This is a genomic window from Roseiflexus castenholzii DSM 13941, from assembly GCF_000017805.1.
In the GTDB taxonomy this organism is placed as follows: domain Bacteria; phylum Chloroflexota; class Chloroflexia; order Chloroflexales; family Roseiflexaceae; genus Roseiflexus; species Roseiflexus castenholzii.
On record NC_009767.1, the window covers coordinates 5358373 to 5375055 of the forward strand.

The 16683-nt window shown below is 59.9% G+C and carries 14 protein-coding genes; 2 read left to right on the forward strand and 12 right to left on the reverse strand.

The features are described from left to right. Position 1 precedes the first annotated feature (1 nt). From RCAS_RS21470 to RCAS_RS21480, 3 genes are read right to left on the reverse strand one after another with little or no spacing between them, the layout of a single operon-like run. The gene (locus RCAS_RS21470; RefSeq protein WP_157042729.1) at positions 2–1816 is read right to left on the reverse strand and encodes an ABC transporter permease; all 1815 of its coding nucleotides are present in this window, start codon (positions 1814–1816) and stop codon (positions 2–4) included. A gap of 9 nt (positions 1817–1825) precedes the next feature. Next, positions 1826–3565, reverse strand: a complete 1740-nt coding sequence (locus tag RCAS_RS21475) for a glycosyltransferase family protein (RefSeq protein WP_012122592.1) — start codon at positions 3563–3565, stop codon at positions 1826–1828. After that, positions 3553–5418, reverse strand: a complete 1866-nt coding sequence (locus RCAS_RS21480) for a polysaccharide deacetylase family protein (RefSeq protein ID WP_012122593.1) — start codon at positions 5416–5418, stop codon at positions 3553–3555. The genes RCAS_RS21475 and RCAS_RS21480 overlap by 13 nt, the downstream gene beginning before the upstream one ends. Before the next feature lie 226 nt (positions 5419–5644). On the opposite strand from RCAS_RS21480, the gene msrA reads away from it, so the two are divergent. Then, entirely contained in the window at positions 5645–6205 is a 561-nt protein-coding gene (msrA, locus tag RCAS_RS21485) for a peptide-methionine (S)-S-oxide reductase MsrA (RefSeq protein ID WP_012122594.1), read from the forward strand. 2 nt (positions 6206–6207) lie between these two features. Here the strand turns inward: msrA and RCAS_RS21490 are convergent, their stop codons facing one another. The 9 genes from RCAS_RS21490 to RCAS_RS21535 all read right to left on the reverse strand — a co-directional run bounded on the left by RCAS_RS21490 (position 6208) and on the right by RCAS_RS21535 (position 15687). Next, positions 6208–6912, reverse strand: coding sequence for a diacylglycerol/polyprenol kinase family protein (locus tag RCAS_RS21490; protein WP_012122595.1), 705 nt, complete (start codon positions 6910–6912; stop codon positions 6208–6210). Between the two features lie 600 nt (positions 6913–7512). Next, positions 7513–8799, reverse strand: coding sequence for an FAD-binding oxidoreductase (locus tag RCAS_RS21500; RefSeq protein ID WP_012122596.1), 1287 nt, complete (start codon positions 8797–8799; stop codon positions 7513–7515). Between the two features lie 16 nt (positions 8800–8815). Continuing rightward, positions 8816–9205 carry a Uma2 family endonuclease gene (locus RCAS_RS21505; RefSeq protein WP_049768865.1) on the reverse strand — a complete coding sequence of 130 codons (390 nt, stop codon included), beginning with the start codon at positions 9203–9205 and terminating at the stop codon, positions 8816–8818. A gap of 78 nt (positions 9206–9283) precedes the next feature. Beyond that, positions 9284–10765, reverse strand: a complete 1482-nt coding sequence (locus RCAS_RS21510) for an FAD-binding oxidoreductase (RefSeq protein WP_012122598.1) — start codon at positions 10763–10765, stop codon at positions 9284–9286. Further along, positions 10762–11514 carry a LysM peptidoglycan-binding domain-containing protein gene (locus RCAS_RS23530; protein ID WP_012122599.1) on the reverse strand — a complete coding sequence of 251 codons (753 nt, stop codon included), beginning with the start codon at positions 11512–11514 and terminating at the stop codon, positions 10762–10764. Before RCAS_RS23530 ends, RCAS_RS21510 begins: the two co-directional genes overlap by 4 nt. A gap of 155 nt (positions 11515–11669) precedes the next feature. Continuing rightward, a complete protein-coding gene (gene kaiC, locus RCAS_RS21520) occupies positions 11670–13202 on the reverse strand; it encodes a circadian clock protein KaiC (RefSeq protein WP_012122600.1) in 1533 nt (510 codons plus the stop codon). Further along, complete coding sequence (kaiB, locus tag RCAS_RS21525; RefSeq protein ID WP_012122601.1) at positions 13199–13504, reverse strand: circadian clock protein KaiB; 306 nt, start codon at positions 13502–13504, stop codon at positions 13199–13201. Before kaiB ends, kaiC begins: the two co-directional genes overlap by 4 nt. A gap of 73 nt (positions 13505–13577) precedes the next feature. Then, entirely contained in the window at positions 13578–14429 is an 852-nt protein-coding gene (locus tag RCAS_RS21530) for a response regulator (protein WP_041332249.1), read from the reverse strand. Between the two features lie 46 nt (positions 14430–14475). Further along, entirely contained in the window at positions 14476–15687 is a 1212-nt protein-coding gene (locus tag RCAS_RS21535) for a sensor histidine kinase (protein ID WP_232280093.1), read from the reverse strand. Positions 15688–15886: 199 nt separating this feature from the next. Here RCAS_RS21535 and RCAS_RS21540 point away from each other — a divergent pair, with 199 nt between their 5' ends. Then, entirely contained in the window at positions 15887–16255 is a 369-nt protein-coding gene (locus RCAS_RS21540; RefSeq protein ID WP_012122604.1) for a response regulator, read from the forward strand. Positions 16256–16683: the final 428 nt, after the last annotated feature.

Consider the following 16683-nt stretch of genomic DNA (forward strand, 5'->3'; position numbering starts at 1 on the left):
CCTACAACCGTTCTCCGAACTCACCGCTACGGCGCTGGAAGTACCAATAGCCGATCGCCAGCGTTGCGAAGGCGGTCAGCAGAACGCGCAGCACACTGTCGAGCGCAGGCAGGTTTGGCGTAGGAATCTGACCGAACGCAACCGCGTTGCCATACAGGATTTCGCGGTAGAACTCGATCAGCGACGCCATCGGGTTCAGCCAGCGCACCAGCTGCGCCAACGGACCGGCGACCCGGTCGAGTGCATAGATGACCGGTGTAAGAAAAAACCAGAACTGAATGAAAATGCCGATCAGGTGGACCGTATCGCGGTAGCGCACCGCAAGTGCGCTGAGGAACAATGCCACTCCTGCCAGAAAAATAGTTTGAATGCCGATCAACACCGGCAGATACACAAATGTCCACGAGAAGTTCGTCCAGGCGCCGATAGCGCGCAGCGGCGCATACATCCACTGAACCGCCGCCATCACCAGCAGCAGCATCGGCAGCGACAGCACAAAATTCACCAGGCTGGAGAGCACCGCGACCAGCGGCAGCACCTCGCGCGGGAAGAACACTTTTTTGACCAGCGCGGCGTTGTCGATCACACTGCGCGCCCCACCGTTCACCGCCTCGCTGGCGAAGTTCCAGGGCAGCAAGCCGACCAGAAGGAACACTGGGAACATGGCGATATCCGCCTGAAAGAAGGCGCTGAAGACAAACCAGAAGACCAGCATCAGCAGGAGGGGTGCGAGTTGCGTCCAGAGATACCCGAGCGCGCTTCCTTTATAACGCACCTGCAAATCGCGCAGCACCAGGTTGCGGATCAGTTCACGATACGCCCAAAGTTCGAGGACTTTGCGCATCGCGCCGGCGCTCCGATCAATCGCCACGCCAGCCGCGCCGAACAGCACTCCGACAACCGTCGCCAGTGAAAGAAGGAGCGGAATACGCCGATCAACGGCACGTTCCGGCAGCGGTGCGCGGCTGGCGCGATAGGCATCACCCGGCGCGTCGGGAGCGAAGGCTGCTCCCAGATTACGGTACAGATACGCCAGCGCTTCGCGGATCGCCTGCCGCCCCGCCGTCAACCGCAACAGGTCGGCGTCGATCTGTTGGAGCGTCGCACCGGTCGCCGTGGTGCGGCGTATTTCCAGCGCAGGAATATCGATACGGGTCAACTGCGCCTCGCGCACTTCCAGGGCGCGAGCCAGGTCGCTCAACTCTTCCTGCGGCAGTTGATCAACGGTAATATACGCCGATACCGGTTCGACCGCCCGGTTGAGGGGAAACGCCTGCGTCCGAATAATTTCGCGCAACAGGCGCTGAAATGCTGTTTCCGGCTGGCGACCCTGGAGCGCTTCGGTCAGTTCCCAGCCCATCAGATTACGCAGAATCTCGCGCCCACCGGCGGCGCGTACCGCGCGCGCCAACGTTTCTGCCGCTTCGTCCGCCACCACTTGCGCTTCGAGCGGCGCGCGCCCGATGGCAATGATCTCGACCCGCCCATCAGAATACGGCACAAAACGCACCGCATACGTTGGACCGCCGAGGTCAGGGCGGCGCGCCCTGAGCAACTCAAACGCCTGCATCTCAACAGCGCGGTAATCATCGTCTGGTTGACCGTCGGTATACAACTCATGGTAGCGCCCAACGGCGTCAATCTGCACCGTCGCGACCGTTTCATAACGGATCGGCTGCGAAAGAATGCGCGGCGCAGCCGCAGCCAGCGCACCCAGCGCACATACCAGCAGCCAGAGCCACTGGTAAAGACGCAATGGTCCCCGTTGGCGACTCAATGCCACGATCCAGGTTGCAGGCGCTGCAAGACGTGCCATGCTCATTGTCTAGCGAAATTCCACGACCACAACATCGCCGACTTCCCGCACAATGCGCAATTCCGGCGTTTCTGCCAACCGCTGCTCAACGACGCTCCAGCGGAAAGCGCGCGCGCCGTCGAACATGGGTTTTTCGAGCAGCAAATAGCGTATCCCAAGTTCGCGCAGTCGCTGCGCCGAGGCGCTGTCGGGGAATCCCCGCGAACGTTCGTTGAAATCCTGGAAGATTGGCGGAAGATGCGCCTGGTGCATAAAGGCGATCGTTCGCTTGCCATGCGTGAGCGTGCCGAACAAAATGAAGTAGTTGGTCGTCGCATCAATAACCGGGACGAATCCAACTGTAAAATCGCCGGGCTGCCGGGCAAGCCAGTGATCAATCGGGCGTGGCGCCAGCGTTGTGTACTCGTTCATTCTCCCCGGCATCAAGTCCACTACTATCAACGCGACAATCGCACCGGAAAGCAATGCAGCAGACGATATTCTCAGGCGCGCAGCGCCGCCGAAACCATTCGTGAGACGCCCCGCTACACTCTTTCGATGAACCAGTCGCGCAGCGCCGATGCCCGCCAGCAACGCAACAAACAGGATCGTCACGATCCCGAAACGCGCCCATACGCGCATAAGATTTATACCCGGCAACTGGTGCAGATAATATGCCGGCAGCCAGACCGGATGATCGCGATGCAGGGGAACATTCCCGATGTGGAGATCGGTGCCGAGCGACAGAACGGCAGCAACGAGCGCGGTGCCAATCCAGACCCACCGGCGATCAAAAGCGCGAAGCGCCGCCAGAGCCAGTATTCCGGGAACAATGCCGACATACAGTGTTTTTTCGCCCCACAGCGTCTCAGGGCGCAACCGCTCGACATAGGTCCCCCAGAGTGGGTGAAGATGGGAGGGCGCCACAAAGTTCATCGGGCTTGCCGACCACATACGAGCAACGTCGAGATGGTAAGGTGTATAAATGCCATCGCGCGCCGTCATCAGATAAGGGGCAGCCGCCAGCAATGCTCCGACAAAGACAGCAGGAACCGCAAGCCAGACCCTGGATAACAGACTCACCCGGCGTGTCGCCAGCGTCAGCAGCGCATAAACCATCCCGCAGATCAGACCGATCACCAGATAGTACTGCGATGCCGCACCGAGCAGAAATGTCGCACCGACCAGACCCGCAAGCGTCTTGCGATCCGGTTGTGATCGCAGCGACGAATCCAGCGCCCAGAAAAACAGTGGCAACGGATAGGTGCTGACAATCTGCGGATGACCGTAGCTATGCGCGAGACGAAACGGCGCCAGCATAAACGCCAGTCCTGCCGTCAGTCCTCCAATCCGACTGCCGGTAAGATGACGGACCCAAAGATACGCGCACACTCCTGAGAGGAGATGCGCCAGTGCAAGTTGCGCGTTGTACCCAAACACCGGACCGAACAGCCAGGTCAGCGGCGCAACTGCAATGTATCCGACATAAGGCACATCGGTGGCAGTCAACGCCAGACCATGAGGCGCATTGATGCGCGGATCGACAAACGGCGACGCACCGGAACGCAACGCCTCAGCCATCCATCCTGCAGCATAGACATACTGAATATTGTCGCCAGGCCACCCTATGATACGAGATGATGGCGCGGCAAGCACCGGATACATCATCGCCAGCGCTCCACAGACAAGGAGCGCCAGAACAACCCAGTCGCCGGACTGCATTCGTGCCGCCGTCTGCGCCCACGCGCGCATTCCTGCTATGCCGGCCATACGGTCACCTCGACTGTCTCGCCGGCTGCCAGATCGAAGACCAGCATCGCGCCGCGAATGAGGGGGTTGACGGCGTCATTCGCGTGCTGCACCGTCGCCCGATGCGCGTCGAAGGGCAACCTGAGCGTCAATCCTGCCAGATTGCGCGCGCTGCGATTGGTCACTGCCAGACGCAAAGGCGCTGCCTGGAAAGAATCGGCGTTCACGGGTTCGGATTTGTGCTCCTCGACATGCACCTGCGCCACTGCCTGCTGCCGGTCGGCAATCTCTGCCAGCGGCGCGATCCAGAGATCGCCAGCGTCACGGCGCGCGGCAGCGTACCGCACCACCTCGCTCCAGGCGGCAATCTGAGCCGGGCTGACCACCTCCTCCGTATGCGCCCACAGGTCGATCATGCCACCGGCGGCAATTGCCCGCTCAATCACGTCCGGCGCCTGCGCAGCGCTGCGTTCGGTCAGGTAGAAATCCGGGCATGCCAGAATGGTTTCGTGCCCTGGAATGGGGCGGCAGTGCGGATCCTCCCGGCTCACAAGGTGATACTGCGGCTGGCGCGGATTCCAGTTGGTGCGGGTGACCGATGTGATGCCCGCTTCTGCCAGCGCCTGCCAGTTTGCGTAACTCATTCCGGCGCTGCTGCTCCAGGGAAACGCCAGCGACCGCGCTGATGGAACGCCACGTTCTGCGGCAACGGCACGCCACTCGGAAAGGTCGCTGCGCCACTCCTCGGCGCTGGCAAGCCCACCATACAGATGGCTGAACGTATGGCTCTGAATATCGTGTCCCTCATGCTGCAAGATCGGAATCAGGTCGCCAAAGTACCAGGCGGGATCGGTTGCGACCGTGCCATACGGATCGGGCGAGAACCAGGGCTGCTGCTGCCAGGCGTCGGTCTGCCAGCGATTGGCGCGGTTCGCCCAGGCAAACGTCGGATCGCCCATAAAGCGTCGCCGTTCACGGTTACCGCTCAGGAAATTGTACCCCGTCGCATAATACGTGGCGCGGATGCCGTAGGGACGGAAGAGGTCCACGGTGGTCGTCACCCCCTCGCGCATCCGCATCCCGCGCAGCACCGGATCCTGATCGAAGTTCGGGTCATCAACCGAGCGTGAGTGGATCAACCCGCCCATCGTCGTTTCCCAGTCGAACGAAAATGAGAGCGCCGCGCGCGCGCCGTTGGGCCAGGGAAGCACTGTCACTCCAGTCGGTCGCTCTGGCGACTGCGGCGGCATCTCGCCAGAAGCCGGAAAGCGTCCTGGACGGATGCGGATCGTATCCAGGTATATCCGGTCATCAGAGGCGGGATGGAACGAGACCGTGAGACGCACTGCGCCGGCAGGAGCAATAAACCCACCGCCAATCTGCGACCAGGGCTGCACATCGGCGGGTCCATTCCAGCGCCGCACCTCCTGCCAGCCACTCCAATCGGTGCGCAGAACATCGCCTCCGGCGTCGATCCAGTGAAACCCCAGACGCACCTGCGTCGCTGAGACCGAATCGGCGAGCGCCTGCGCGACGGCGCAGTACGACGCGCCAGGGCGCACAGCAACATCAGGGGTGCGCAGATGGTTGGCAATGCCGAGCAACTGAAACGAACGCCCACGACCGGAAACGGTAAAGTCGCCGATCTGCACGCCGGTTGCTGCCGCACTCCACCCGACCGGCAGCAGCACGCCGGATGGGGCGCCTGGCGCCAGGTTCGCAAAATCGGGCGCTGCTAACAGATCGCCGGCAAGCAACGGCACAACCGCGCAGCGCCCGAGGCGTTCCTGCGTGAGCGCGATACTCGTCCCGATTAGCATGACGCCGAGCGCGATTGCCGCCATCACGCCCGCCCTTCGCCACATTTCCGTCATGTTCCATCCTGGCGGTGTGTTTCGCCATCGTTCAGACGGCGCATTATAGCATACGAGAGGCGCGCGGCAAGAGGCGAGAGACAAGAGGCAGAAGAGGGGGTGAGCGATATTCGCGCCCCTTCCTGTTCGGCGTGGATCGTCTGGCAAGGCGCGCAGTTCTCAGTTCTTGGTTCTTGGTTCTATTTGACGTATACTTGTGAAGAACCCATAATGCAAAGGAGTTCTCATGACCACCCAACCCATATCAAACCACGAAGTCGCCACGCTTGGCGGCGGATGTTTCTGGTGTCTCGAAGCCGTGTACGACGAAATCGAAGGCGTCATCAGCGTCGAGTCGGGGTACGCCGGCGGGCATAAGCCCAACCCAACGTATGAAGAAGTATGCACCGGCAAAACCGGTCACGCCGAAGTAGTGCAGATCACCTTCGATCCGCAGGTCATCACCTTTCGCGACCTGCTCGACATCTTCTTCAGCATCCACGACCCGACCACCCCCAATCGGCAGGGCGCCGATGTCGGTCCGCAGTACCGTTCGATCATTCTGTACCACAACGACGAACAGCGCCGTATTGCCGAAGCAACGATCGCGGAGTTGAACGCGGCAAACATCTGGAATGCGCCAATCGTGACCGAAGTGCAGCCGTTTACCGTGTTCTGGATTGCGGAAGAGTATCACCAGGAATACTTTGCGAAAAATCCATACCAGGGGTACTGCATGGCCGTCGTTGCGCCCAAGGTGCTGAAAGCGCGGAAGAAATTCGCCGACCGGATCAAAACGAAACGTTGACGTCAGATTCCCGCCAGGAACGCGACAGCCGCTGCCGCGACAGGCACGCTCAGGTTGTCCGTTCCGTGTGGCGACACGGCTTCGACAGCAGTGGCGACGGCGGCGCCGAGGAACGCAGCGCCAACCACACGGATCGGATCGGCGACAGGCGCAAACGGCGCCCACGCCGATCCCGGCAGGAACAGCATGGTCAACAGCATCGCAATCGCGCTCGCTGCAAACATCATCGCCGACCCTTCCAACGTGCGCGTGCTTTGCCCGATAGTATATCGGCGCTTGCCGATGCGCTGACCGGTGAGCGCCGCCAGTGCATCGCCCCACGTCATCGCCATAACGCCAGCCGTCGCCGCCACACCGCGATCCACAGGACCTTGCGGACGCCACAGGAAGGCGAAGATCAGCGTGATCGCCAGTGCGAAGTAGATCGTGCCGGGTGAACTGTCCTCACGGTCCATCGCGCGCACAATCCGATAGCGATAGAGGATAAAGTTGACGAAGATAAAGGTGGCGAAGGGAATGATGCCAATCTCCCAACGATCAAACAGCGCCAGGATGCCAAAGACCCACATGCCTGCGCCGATGTGGATCATCTTGCGCGTCAGATCGGCAGGGAGACCGGCGAAGCGGTGCAACACCTCACCAAAGAGCAGCAACCCAATCGCGTAGGCATACGAGATACCAAGACCAATCCACTCACTCGTGGTCATTGACGACTCCGTTGTCTTCTTTGCACGGTTCCTGAGATCGCGGGCATCTTAACCGCATAACACCAATGACGATTGACGATGCCGCAGGCTTGTCATTCCGAGCGCAGCGACTGGTCATTCCGAGTGCAGCGACTGGTCATTCCGAGCGCAGCGACTGGTCATTCCGAGCGCAGCGACTGGTCATTCCGAGCGCAGCGACTGGTCATTCCGAGCGCAGCGACTGGTCATTCCGAGCGCAGCGACTGGTCATTCCGAGCGCAGCGAGGAATCGAAGCGGGTCGCGCACGCCCCCTCGCGCTGCGCGGGGTGACCATGCCGGATGGTCACAGGGAATTGGTATAAGAGTTGCGCGGGTCGGCGGGACGTTATGCGTCGGCGTCTGTTACAACCATGCCGCCGCCTACTCCTCATTATCGGGGACGTCCCCCAAACCCCTCATGTCGAGCAAAGCACAGGATTGAGCCTTCTGCCACAGCGCCCGCCGCCGTTACGCGCATCGCAACGCACTCGTTCCGATTGAGAGAATCGTTTTGGCGCAGCGCCAGGCGCTGCACAGTGACCGCTGTTGCCAGCCTATGCGACGCCTTGCAATGATTCAGATCAGACCCCTGGCAAAAACCTTCCTGGATTGAGCAACCGCAGCGGATCAAACTCTTCACGGATGCGCCGCATCACCTCGATACCTTGCGGTGGCGCCCCCCAGCGCGGCGTGTCGGGGAGCGTCGTCGCCACCCATTGAACTCCCGGCAGGTCCGCAAGCATGCTGGACAGTGATGCAGACGTAATCGAGCGCACCCGCAGGTACAGAATGCCGCTCAGTGCTCGCGCATCGATCACAACGGATGCGCCCGCACCCGCAGCAGCGGCTTCACACCGGACAACCACATCCGCAACATCCGCCGGCAACACCGATACCTTCACCACCGCTTCATCAGGCGCCAGCACAGCCGTTTGCGACAGGTCGGCAATGCCAGCCCAAAGCGCCTCCGCCTCACTGCCATTGAGCTGCGCGACCGAGTGCACACCGTGGCGCCGCGCGAGCGCGCTCATATCACGCATCTGACGTTCGACCGCCTGCGGCAACCCCTCAGCCGCGAGCGCCAGCGCGCAGACGCCTGAATACCCCAACGCCGAGAGCGCACCACGGTTCAGGTATTCAGCGGCAACCGGCGCGAGTTGCGTGCCATCCAGTTCGTCGAGCGCCGCGAACGCTTGTTGGGACTCCGCAAACCGGCAAACGATGGTTCCCGCTGCGCGCGGCAATGGCAACAGCTTAAAATTCGCACTGGCGATAACCGCAAGCGTACCGAAACTCCCCAGGTAGAGTTTCATCATATCAAAGCCGCTGACATTCTTCACCACCATTCCGCCGCCGCGCGATAGACGCCCGCCGATTTCAACAACGGCAACGCCGATCAGGACATCGCGCAGGGTCCCATACCCCAGGCGCCGCGGTCCGTCTGTAGCCGTGGCGATCAACCCGCCAATCGTCGCCCGATCCGGCAAAGGCGGATCGAGCGCCAGCATTTGCCCATGCTGCCGCAGGTACGCACGCAGGGCGCCAAATGTCATACCCGCCTCGACCGAAATCGTCAGATCATCAGGAGTATGCGCCAGCACCCGGTCGAGACGCATTGTGCGCACCACCAGATCGAGCCGACTCGGTGAAGCGCCGATCAGTTGCTGCGTTCCGCCGCCCCATGGCGCAAGCGCCGCGCGATGTTCCGCTGCCACGCGCATAACCGTCTGCAACTCTTCGATCGTACCGGGGGTGACGACGCATGCCGGTCGGACAGCCTGCACGCTGAATGCAGCCAGTGATTCGGCGTCGTCTTGAACGGATTCTGAAGGAAGGACAGAACGGAGTGCATCGCTCAGGTGTGTCATAGGACGCCCAATTCTTTCAGAATGCCCAGAACAGTTCAATGAACTTCTCGCCACGGTCGCGCTCGTCACTCTCTGGGGAGATAATTTCCACCACCAGATCCGCCGCGCCATCGAGGAACGATGGCTGAAGCAGACCCACGCATTCTTGAGCAATGAAGAGAATATCTGGCTCTCGCCCGCTTGGACGTGTGGGCAATCGCATCAGGAAAGGCACATCCAGAATCAACCCCTGTGGATGCCGTTCCAGATAGTGTTCCAGCACCCGCACCGGGAAAACCTTGAGCAGTTGATGATCGCTGCTCGCCAGGGACATCAGAATGACCTGCCCATCCACCCACTCGGCGTGGTTGTCTTCATCGCGCTCCGCAAGAAAATCCTCCCACGTCCGGGGGCGTTGGACGCACAACCGGTTCAATCTGCGCGTGCTCTGTGTCTGGAAATGATGTGGCCATACGATGAATGCCGCCAGTACGCTACCGACCTCTTACAACCATGTCCCCGCCGGTACGCTGTTCGTATCTGTACCCATCAGATCGGCAGCCGGTAATCCGCGCTGCCGCAGCGCAGCCAGTTCGCCGCAACCAACGCCTTTCGGAAAGATTTTGCCGGGATTGAACATCTCGCGCGGATCAAAACTGCGCTTCAGCCCCGCCATCGCCGCCAGATCATCGGTAGTGAACAGCAGATCCATATAATCGCGCTTCTCAACGCCAATACCATGCTCGCCGCTGATCACCCCTCCCTGATTGATCGACTCACGCAGAATGTCGGTAGCAGCGTTGAGCGCTCGTTCAAGCTGGCTTTTGTCGCGGCGGTCGAACAGGATGAGCGGATGCAGATTGCCGTCGCCTGCGTGAAACACATTCGCAATAGGCAGGCGATAATCGCGCGACACCTCGCCGACGCGCGCTAGCGTCGCCGGCAACCGCGTGCGCGGCACCACCGTATCGACCAGGTAGTACGTCGGCGCCAGCCGCCCCATTGCTCCGAAGGCATTTTTGCGCGCTGCCCAGACCTGTGCCTGCTCAGCGGCTGTTTTTGCGGGGCGCACCTCCATCGCGCCAAGATCGCGGCAAATACCGGTGACTTCGGCAAGCAAATCATCCAGCCCATCGTTCACGCCATCGAGTTCAATCAACAGCGCCGCGCCAGCACTTTCCGGCAGCCCCAGGCGGTACATACCATTCACAGCGCGGATCGCCAACTGGTCCATCATTTCCAGGGCAGCCGGGAGAAACCCGCGCGCAATAACGGTCGAGACCGTCTGCGACGCGGACGGAATATCCGGGAAGAGCGCCAGCACCACGCGCAGCGATTCCGGCAGACGGGTCATCCGCACCCACGCCTCGGTGATGATGCCGCAGGCGCCTTCACTGCCGGTCAACACCCCTGCCAGATCGTACCCGATGCCATCCTGCCGCCCATCACCCGTCCAGATAACGCTGCCGTCGGGCAACACCACGCGCAACGCCAGCACATGGTTCGTCGTCATGCCATATTTGAGGCAATGCGGACCGCCACTGTTATTGGCAATATTCCCGCCGATTGTGCATGCCTTCTGCGATGACGGGTCAGGCATGAACGCATAGCCGTATGGAGACAGGTACTGAGACAGTTCCCAGTTAATGACCCCTGGCTGCACGCGCACCCGCCGATTGCGCACATCCACCTCCAGCACCCGTTCCATCCGCGCCGTCGAAATGACAATTCCGCCATGGATCGGCGTTGCTCCGCCGGAGAGACCGGTGCCCGCGCCGCGCGGCACAATCGGCATACCTGCGCGATTGGCGATCCGCACCACTTCAGCGGTTTCCTCAGTGGTGGCAGGCAACACAACCACATTGGGCGCGTGCGTATCCAGCACACACCCATCAGCCTCATACGTCAGCAACGTCGCGGCATCATCGATGACGGCGCGCGGTCCAACCACCCGTCGCAGGGCGTCCACCATATCGGCGCGGTTCATGGCACTCTCCGTGGTATACGCAGCGTCTGTCCGATCGTCAGGCTCGAAGGATTGCGAATATCATTGATAGCCAGAATATCCTCGACCGACACCCCAAAGCGTCGGGCAATCGTGACCAGCAGATCGCCGCGTTGCACCACATAGTCCACATACGTTCCATCACCTGTTGGTATGCGCAGCGTCTGTCCGATTGTCAGGCTCGAAGGGTTGGCTATGGTATTGTATGCCTGAATATCGTCAACCGAAACATTGAACAGTTTTGCAATGGTATACAGTGTATCACCGCGCTGCACCACATACTCGACGAATGGCGTTTCCTGAGCGATGTCTGTTGCAACGGCGGTCGCCGACGGCGCAGCAGTGGGAGCGTTAGTCGTCGGTGGGAGCGCAGTTACCGTCGGCGCAGTGGTGGGGGCTTCGGTGGCTGTCGGAAGCGCGGTCACCGTTGGCGCAGCGACGGTTGGCACATCAGCAAAAACCGGGGTGTTGCCGGTCGGTGAAACGACGAGCATCTCAAGAGCAGTGGGCGACAGAACGGCGGGAGTTGGTTTAGATGTCATATCTCCCCCTGAAGGCGTCGCGCGCGCCACGTCCGTACCGGCGATCACACTGCGCGTCACAGCCGTCACAAATGTTGACGGAGGCATTGCGGCATTCCACATACCGAACAAACTGGCAATCGCCAGACCGGTTCCAACCGCAGCGACAGCAAGCAAAGCAATCACCACAGTTGTCGGAGAACGAAGCATGATACCCCCTGCCACAGGAACGCGCAGCGCAGGCTATCGATCGACAGAATGAGCGAGACCCTCACAAGGCATTCCCGACGTTCCTATGGAATACAGGTGAACGATTGACCACCTGTTGGCGAACAGGCGTGCCTGACCGCCAGAACTCGCGCGTCTCACGACTGTTGTTCATCGTCATTGAACAACTGATTCATGCGATCAATCTCACCGGGCGCAATATGGATCGGATTCCCCGAAAGAATGCCGGTCACCTGGCGAAACGGACGACCAATATGCATCCCGCGATTATCGATTGTAAACTCACGAATGTCCTTATCGTGCATCGAGCCACGCATCTTCAACACCGTCAACCCGCGGCGCATTTCGCCGAACATCTCAACATATCGGAGCAGAATGATCGAGTCGGTCAGGGTCGAAATATGGGTTTCGGTCACCGACTCGCCCCCCATCAGGCTTGGCGTCGTCGCGGTAAACAGACCGGCGATCTCCTGATGCTTGATAAACGACGTCAGGCTGATCACAAACTCGCGAAAGCCGCGGATCGTCGAGACGCGCTCGAGAGCGGAGAGGCTATCGACCGCCACACGATTGGGGCGGAACTCCTGGATCAACTTCTTCATAGCGATCAGGTGATCCTCAAGCCCTGCCGTCTCTGGATACTCACAGACGACGCGCAGCAACCCATCACGCTCCATCTGCTCGAAATCAACGCCCCAGCCGGTTGCATTACGGAACAGTTGTTCACGGCTTTCCTCGAACGCAAAGAGCAGACACCGTTCGCCACGATTGACCCCACCCGCCATGAACTCGGTGGTCATGAGGGTCTTGCCGGTTCCTGTCGCACCCGACACCAGCAGGATCGAGTCGCGGAAGAAGCCGCCGCCGCACATACGGTCGAGTTCCGGGTTACCCGAGGTGACACGAATATCAGACGAGCGCTGCTTAAGTTCGATCGCTGAGAGCGGGATAACGACCATGCCCTCACCCGACATGATCGTGAAGGGGAACTCGCCTTTCTGGTGGGATGTACCGCGGAACTTCAGAATCTCGATGGTGCGCCGACGTTTCTCATCTTCCAGAACATTGCGCAGGATGATCACATTATCGGCGACGAACTCTTCGACGCCGTAGCGCGCAATGTCGCCATACTCCTGCGTGCGTTCGCCGGTCATGATCGCCGTGACACCCATCCGTTTCAGCGCCGAGACGACGCGAAACAACTCGCGGCGCACCACTGCACTGTCGGCGAACTGCGTAAAGATCGCGCCGAGCGAGTCCATCGACAGGCGTTTGGCGCCAATCCGACGCACCGCATTTTCGATGCGCGCCAGGAGGGCGCCAAGATCGTAATTGCCCGCAAACAGGACTTCCTCACCCGGTTGTGGCGACGCATCGACGAATGCCCAGCGCCCTTCGCTCTCCCAGGCTGGAATATCCCATCCGAGCGACTCCATATTGCGACGAATATCAGACGGCGGCTCTTCAAAGGTGACGAACACCCCAGGCTCGCCATATTTGCGAATTCCTTCAGCGAGAAACTGTGCCGCGAAGACCGTCTTAGCGCTTCCGGCAGTGCCGGAAACCAGCGTGGTGCGACCGGCTGGAATGCCGCCATTGGCAATCAGATCGAAGCCGCTGATCCCGGTTGGCAGTTTCTCGATAGCTGGTTGACGCGGATTCTGAGTCACTCCTGCGTTCCTCCTGTGCCCATGGGATGGACCGGCAGGTCCAACCCTTGCAACACTTTGAGCGTATCCGACAGATCACCAATGATGCGTCGAACCGGCGGCGGCAATTCCTTGATCAGCGTCGGCGTCGCCAGAATCCGTTCCTGTTCCGCCAGGTGCGGCTGCTCCAGCACATCGATCACGAACAACTGATACTGACTGCCCAGGTTCTGCTCACAGATGCGTCGCAGGTTCTGGATCGCCCGCTCCGTGCGCGGCGTCTGTCCGGTGACATAGAGCTTGAGAACGAACTTGCTCGTCATCGGTTCCCTTTCCCCTTCGAACGGTCTGGTCTCTGTGTCGTCCGCCGCCAATGTGAGTCGTATGATAGATCAATCAATGCGCGCCGCCAAGTGCATAGTTGCGATAGTATGAGACCAGGTATCCCATCAATTCAAGCACGAGCAGCCTGCCTTCTTCGACATACGCTTGCGTGCGGATCACACTGGCATTCCGCACACGCTGACGGATCGCCTGCGTATGCACATCGACGACGTCACGCGGACCAGCGCGGAGGAAGCCAAGCTGATAGGCGATCTCACGGAGCGGGTCGGACGTATTGATGTCGATTTTATACGCGCGCTGTTCCAACCGTTGATCGAGAATCTGACCATACTGTGCAACCAGTTCTGCGAACAGGTCCGGTTGCGCTTCGCGGAGAGGCGTGGCGCTGTACAACTGCGCCGTCACCGAGGTGCGCGCATCGTGCGACAGTCGCTCGATGGCTGCGATCTCACTGGCGCTGCGCGCCAGTTGTTCCTGCTGGCGGGCGCGCTGAAGTTCGCGCAACAAACGCTGGCGTTCGACCGCGTAACGCACCGAGCGCGCCAGCAACTCCTGGACGCAACTTCCCTTTTGCAGATAATCCTGCGCACCGGCATTGACCGCCTGCACCCCCAGCATCTCATCGCTGAGCATGGTCAGCACCACCACCGGCATATCCGGCGCCTGCTCCAGCACGCGCTTCACCGTATCCAACCCGCCGCTGTCCGGCAGTGACAGATCGAGCAGCACAGCGTCGAACGAACGTTGCTGAAGCAGTTCGAGCGCTTCGGCCAACCGTTCGACGTGCGTGAGCACAAACGTCCCAATGCTCGTCGCAGCCAGCGCCTCGGCAGCCAGACGCGCATCGCCCGGATTGTCTTCAACCAGCAGAACTTCGAGCGGCGCACCGGTTTCGCTATGCATGACACGCACCCTGACGACGCTCATAACGCCTGTTTTGGGACAGACGCTATGGAAGCGCCGGTAACGTAAAGCAAAACAGCGACCCGCCATCAACCGGACGCTCGACCCAGATCCGACCGCCATGCCGGGTGATCACCTTCCGGCAGATCGCCAACCCGATCCCGCTTCCCGGATACTGGCGCCGACTCTGCCCACGAACGAATATATCGAAGATGCGTTCCACATCCTCGGCTGGAATGCCGATACCATGATCGCGCACAGTAAAGAGCCACTCATTCATCCGGCGTTGCGCACCGATATGAATGCGCGGTCGCTCATCACCGCGAAACTTGATCGCATTGCTGATCAGATTGCGAAACACCAGTCCAAGTTCGACATCATCGCCAAAAACGACAGGCAGCGGATCGAACGTGATCTCTGCCCGGCTTTCGGCAATCGCCACCTGCAACATACCGATGGCGCGCGCCAGAACATCGTTGCAATCGACGGGGCGCACAACCGACCGATGCTGATCGAGACGAGCGTATGCCAGCAGTTTGTCGATGATCGCTTGCATCCGCGTGGCGCCATCGTGCGCGTAGGCAATGTACTCGTTGGCGCGATCATCGAGCTGTTCGCCATAGCGTCGTCGGAGCAGATCGAGAAAACTGACGACCATCCGCAGCGGTTCACGCAGTTCGTGCGACACAATCGAGGTAAACTGTTGCAATTCGGTATTGGCGCGCGCCAGGCGGGTCGTCTGTTCGATCAACAAGCGCAACGACTGGCGTGGCGCATGAGCAAGCCGCCGCCGCCGCCGCACGCGATCCTGAAGACGTTGATGCTGCTCGCGCAGGCGGACCAGCGCCTCGACGGCCGGCTGTGCAGTGATGTCGGTATTGACGAGCGCCACGCCGCCTTCCCTGAGCGGCAACGCTTCGAGACGAAACCAGCGCTCGCCGTCATCCGTCGGACGACTGTACTCCTGCATGAAGGAAGACCGCTCACCCCGCAGCACGGCATCGATCCCGGCTGGCGCATCCGGGACCACATCGGCAAACACGCTCTGTTCACATGTCCAGTCGTCACGGTAGTGTGCGCCAATCCGAAACAATCGATCGCCGCTCTGCGCCGCAATCAGGCGAAACCACGCCCGATTCGCGGCGATAATCACGCCGTTGCGATCAAGCACGGCAATCTGTGCGTTTAGTGCATCGAGCACGCTCTGACAGGCGATAGTTTCTGGCGTATCGTCGTGTGTTGAAGCAAGAATAGGCATGGCTCCGCTCGCATCCGAAGTCTGCATCGGTTAACCGGCGGTTGCGTGACTACTTCATTATACCAATTCTGACAGGCGGCGCTACGCTTCGTGCTATAATAGGCACGCTCTTGATCGGGGCGGTTGTTTCTCCGCGCATTATCGCCCACCGCCTGACCGGATGTCGATCAGTCAACCACAATTTTCGCAGGATGCGCTCATGGATGAACAGCCGACCATTCTGGTCATTGATGATGATCCGGCAATGCAGGCCGTGTTGGAGATTGCGTTGCGCGAGGCGGGGTATCGTGTCGAGATTGCCGGCGATGGTCAGGAAGGGATTCAAAAACTTATGATCCTTCGGCCTCAACTGGTCATCTGCGATATTATGATGCCGCAAATGGACGGTGTCGAGGCATTCCAGCGCATGAAGGATCAACTCCAGGAAGATGGTATTCCGATTTTTGTCATTACTGCGCTGAGTCGGAAGCCCTGGTTCGCCGATCTCGAAGCCGAAGGAGCGGTGATTATTCAAAAACCGTTCGATATTGACCAGGTGCTCAGTCTGATCCGAACGATGTTGTTGTAGTTCCAGGAACCAAGAACGCAGAACGACACGCCCCGACCCGCCCGACGCGCCCCGACCCGCCCGACGCACCCCAACCCACCCGACACGCCCCAACCCACCCGACACGCCCCGACGCGAGCGCGCCACCGAGCGCCCCTACTCACATGCTTCTACTGCTATGCCTCGTTTTTTGCAAGGCATGCGATTTCAAAATGACATGATGTTATTTACGGCATAAAATCGTATTATATGCACTAAAAATCAAAGAAATCACCCTCATATGCATTCATTCCACCCCCCCAAACTATCGACCTCTGTATCCTATAGAGCAATTCAAGCAATGTATTTGTCACATCGATACAATCCCGGATTACAAAGATGTTATACGATTTCGGAATAACATTTTGCGCCCTAAGACGATATATTCACAGGATTATAGAGATGTTTAC

Excerpts from the sequence above, each read along its gene's own strand:
- RCAS_RS21510 (WP_012122598.1), bottom strand. The coding sequence starts at position 10,765 with ATGAACCGCGCCGATATGGTGGACGCCCTGCGACGGGTGGTTGGACCG.
- RCAS_RS21480 (WP_012122593.1), bottom strand. The coding sequence starts at position 5,418 with ATGACGGAAATGTGGCGAAGGGCGGGCGTGATGGCGGCAATCGCGCTC.
- RCAS_RS21470 (WP_157042729.1), bottom strand. The coding sequence starts at position 1,816 with ATGGCACGTCTTGCAGCGCCTGCAACCTGGATCGTGGCATTGAGTCGC.
- RCAS_RS21500 (WP_012122596.1), bottom strand. The coding sequence starts at position 8,799 with ATGACACACCTGAGCGATGCACTCCGTTCTGTCCTTCCTTCAGAATCC.
- msrA (WP_012122594.1), top strand. The coding sequence starts at position 5,645 with ATGACCACCCAACCCATATCAAACCACGAAGTCGCCACGCTTGGCGGC.
- RCAS_RS21490 (WP_012122595.1), bottom strand. The coding sequence starts at position 6,912 with ATGACCACGAGTGAGTGGATTGGTCTTGGTATCTCGTATGCCTACGCG.
- RCAS_RS21530 (WP_041332249.1), bottom strand. The coding sequence starts at position 14,429 with ATGCATAGCGAAACCGGTGCGCCGCTCGAAGTTCTGCTGGTTGAAGAC.
- RCAS_RS21535 (WP_232280093.1), bottom strand. The coding sequence starts at position 15,687 with ATGCCTATTCTTGCTTCAACACACGACGATACGCCAGAAACTATCGCC.
- RCAS_RS23530 (WP_012122599.1), bottom strand. The coding sequence starts at position 11,514 with ATGCTTCGTTCTCCGACAACTGTGGTGATTGCTTTGCTTGCTGTCGCT.
- RCAS_RS21475 (WP_012122592.1), bottom strand. The coding sequence starts at position 3,565 with ATGGCCGGCATAGCAGGAATGCGCGCGTGGGCGCAGACGGCGGCACGA.
- RCAS_RS21540 (WP_012122604.1), top strand. The coding sequence starts at position 15,887 with ATGGATGAACAGCCGACCATTCTGGTCATTGATGATGATCCGGCAATG.
- kaiB (WP_012122601.1), bottom strand. The coding sequence starts at position 13,504 with ATGACGAGCAAGTTCGTTCTCAAGCTCTATGTCACCGGACAGACGCCG.